Source organism: Devosia psychrophila, from assembly GCF_000971275.1.
GTDB classification, from domain to species: Bacteria; Pseudomonadota; Alphaproteobacteria; order Rhizobiales; family Devosiaceae; genus Devosia; species Devosia psychrophila.
This window is the reverse complement of record NZ_LAPV01000176.1, coordinates 1-2836: the sequence shown is the minus strand read 5'-3', so window position 1 is coordinate 2836 and position 2836 is coordinate 1. Positions and strand designations below refer to the sequence as shown.

General features: G+C 54.8%; 5 protein-coding genes. 3 read left to right on the top strand and 2 right to left on the bottom strand.

Features of this window, described 5'->3' with window-relative positions; translation table 11 throughout:
• The coding region (locus WH91_RS23780; protein ID WP_144408352.1) for a transposase at positions 1–161 on the bottom strand (161 nt) is incomplete at its 3' end.
• A 491-nt stretch (positions 162–652) separates the two neighbouring features.
• Here WH91_RS23780 and WH91_RS19715 point away from each other — a divergent pair.
• Complete coding sequence (locus tag WH91_RS19715; protein WP_052953000.1) at positions 653–1042, top strand: response regulator; 390 nt, start codon at positions 653–655, stop codon at positions 1040–1042.
• On the opposite strand, the gene WH91_RS19710 is transcribed toward WH91_RS19715, so the two are convergent.
• Positions 1025–1747 (bottom strand): Crp/Fnr family transcriptional regulator, encoded by a 723-nt coding sequence (locus WH91_RS19710; protein ID WP_046172730.1) that lies wholly within the window; start codon positions 1745–1747, stop codon positions 1025–1027. The genes WH91_RS19715 and WH91_RS19710 overlap by 18 nt on opposite strands.
• 170 nt (positions 1748–1917) lie before the next feature.
• Here WH91_RS19710 and WH91_RS19705 point away from each other — a divergent pair, with 170 nt between their 5' ends.
• Both WH91_RS19705 and WH91_RS19700 read left to right on the top strand, forming a co-directional pair.
• On the top strand, positions 1918–2202 hold the full coding sequence (locus WH91_RS19705) for a hypothetical protein (protein ID WP_046172729.1): 285 nt from the start codon (positions 1918–1920) through the stop codon (positions 2200–2202).
• A 144-nt stretch (positions 2203–2346) separates the two neighbouring features.
• Positions 2347–2739 (top strand): response regulator, encoded by a 393-nt coding sequence (locus WH91_RS19700; protein ID WP_046172728.1) that lies wholly within the window; start codon positions 2347–2349, stop codon positions 2737–2739.
• Positions 2740–2836 lie beyond the last annotated feature (97 nt).

Here is a 2836-nt window from a genome sequence, read left to right as displayed (position 1 = left end):
TCATGCATGTCGCGCCAGGGGCAGCCAACCCGCAGAACATGGAGCATGCCGTTCAGATAACGGCGATTGTCTTGCGCTGGTCGGGACTTGCGCCCTCGTTCAGCCGGCAAAAGCTCTCCAATGAGCCGCCACTCTGCGTCCGACAAATCCCCGCGTGCCAAAACCGCCTCCTAAAAAGCAGTCTTGAATCACAGCAAAGACGTTTTGGGAATCCAGTTTGTCAACACGACCTAGAGGATCAACCTTGCCCCCTGACAGGATCGGTCACATGACCCGGCCTTAAGAAAGGGGATTGAAGAGTGTCCACGCACTGAGGCAGACGCAAATGTCCGCGCACTGGGGAAATGGTTCCTGAACCGTCGAAGTGTGGCTGTCGAAGTGGTCACGCTGCGTATCAAATTAGTGCTTCGGAAAATCGCCGCAGGACCACTATCTGCCAACATTCATTTGATCTTTCATGACGAGATCCTTGTCCAAGAAGGGTCTGGTCAGCGATCAATGCGCGAGACAAGCGGATGAACGGCGCAAACCTGTTCCACCAAATTTTGGCATTCTTCGCGATCTTGATGCATGTTGCACACAGCGGTTCGGCGACAGGCTACGAACTACGAATGGCTGACAGGCAGCCGCACTATGAAAGTGCAGGTCCTCCGTGGCTGACAATGCGTCGACTGTCTTGCTGCTCGAGGACGAGCCGTTAATTGCCATGGATATTGAACTGGCTCTCAAGGCGGAAGGCTTCGACGTATCCTCGGCAATGTCCTGCTTTGAGGCAAGCTTGTGGTTGAACCGGTACAGACCCGATATCGTTGTTGTCGACATAGAGTTGCAAGACGGCACATGTACTGACGTTGCCATCCGGCTCCTTAAAAACGACATCCCTTTCATTGTCTATTCTGGGGATCGTCAGTCATTTCACGTCGACACCCCGTTTGCTCAAGGCACATGGATCGGGAAACCCGCTCCGCCGGAAGATATTGTTCATGCGCTCAAAGTGGCGCTCGCCGGCCGAACCTTGGCCAAACTAAGCGGAAACGCGTAGCCGCCGGTGTAGGTAGTTTTCGTCAAACCCGGCCATCTGAATGAGCTTACGCGGATCCTTGATGTGCAAGGTGCCACGGGAAATGATCATGGCTCCGCTGTGGCGCAGCACCTTTAGGACCCTGTTCAAATGAACAGGCGTCATCCCTAGCGAGTCTGCCAGCAGCAACTGTGACAGCGGGAGTTCAAGTTCCTCCCCGTCTATTAGTCCGATATTGCGCGCGCGTAGGTAGAGTTCGCACATCAAGTGGGCCACGCGCTCAATGCTGCTGCGGCGTCCCATGCTGGTAATCCAGGCCCGCATTATGCCTTCGTCGATAAGTTGTCCCAGATACATGGCCTTGGCTATGCCACGGTGCTTCTCCATAATCTCGTCCATCTCCAGACGCCCGATTGTGGCGACGAGGGCTGGAGTAATGACCTGGATGCTATGGTCCATTTCTGCAAGCAGACCGATATGGAGATCGCAGCAATCTCCGGGCATCAGATAGGCCAGCACCTGACGGGTACCATTGGGCAAAATCTTGTAGCGGCACGCCCAACCCTTGAGCATGACGAACACCGGACCCGGCTGGTCTCCCTCCCGGATCAGGTCTGTTTTTATTGGAATTTCCTTGGCTTGCGCGGTCGCCGCCAGCAATGCTGCGACCTCTTCAGATCTCAGTTTACTGAAGCCATTCAGCTTGTCGACGAAGCGGTTTGTCATGAAACACCCTGTCATGGCGCAGTCCACATTGACATTGCTCAAAGTTATTGTCGAATGTTGATCTGAGTTGTAGTTCCGGCTCCGGAATAGCGTATGTTGGCGTTATCGTCGGCCAAACATCAGGCTCCGGCGGCTGAGGAACTCTGTGTCCTCGCCTGACGGGAGTTATCATGTCCAACGGCTTTTCCAACGACAACACAATTGTATCGACAGATGTGCGCGAGCCAGACGCCCATGGGCAGGCAGCTATGCTGATGGTTGAATCTTTAATCCATTGTTTGATCGAGAAACGCGTCATCAGCGTCGCAGATGCCGTTGAGATCGTGGATACCGCCAGGGAAGTAAAGATCGCAACTGGGCCTGAGCTCGGTGACTCCGCCGCGGCACTGCAGAAGTCCCTCTGGCTGTTGGAGGCCGTCAGCGCCAGCCTGGGCCGGGATTTGTCCAAAAAATAGCTGAGCGGCTTCTACGCTCGCCGGATACCAATCTTATCATTCTGAATAACTTTGATCAGAACGCGGCCAGTTCATTGTCTGCGCGACAAGCTCCTCACTTGCGCAGCAGACGCTCTCGCGGACGCACAACGACAGGAATTTTCTATGACCTGCATAACCGTGCTTGTGGTCGAAGACGAACCTTTAATGAGAATGACTATCGTCGACGCACTTGAAGATGCCAATTTCGAAGTTCATGAGGCCGAGCACGCTACCTCCGCCCTTGCCACGCTTTATGGCAACATCGAAATCGAATGCCTCGTGACAGACGTCGATCTGGGCGACGGCATGGACGGTCTGCGCCTGGCATCATCGGTACACGGAAAATGGCCTACCATGGGCATTATCGTCGTGTCCGGAAAGGATCGTGTGATGCCAGCCGACGTACCCGACGCCAAGTTCTTCAAAAAACCTTACAAACCCGCAGAAATCGCGGGAATGATCCGTGAACTGGTTGTAGCGCGCCGCAAGCATCTGGTGAGGACGGCGGCGGGCTGAGGATTTCAGCGTATGGCTATTTGTTGATGCGCGCCTTTGCAGCGTTGCGGCGGGCGGCGATGCGGCCGAGAGCGTATTTGATCGGCAACTCCTCGAT

Bases quoted from the DNA above. Each gene is read 5' to 3' on its own strand.
- WH91_RS19705 (WP_046172729.1), top strand. From the start codon at position 1,918: ATGTCCAACGGCTTTTCCAACGACAACACAATTGTATCGACAGATGTG.
- WH91_RS19700 (WP_046172728.1), top strand. From the start codon at position 2,347: ATGACCTGCATAACCGTGCTTGTGGTCGAAGACGAACCTTTAATGAGA.
- WH91_RS19710 (WP_046172730.1), bottom strand. From the start codon at position 1,747: ATGACAAACCGCTTCGTCGACAAGCTGAATGGCTTCAGTAAACTGAGA.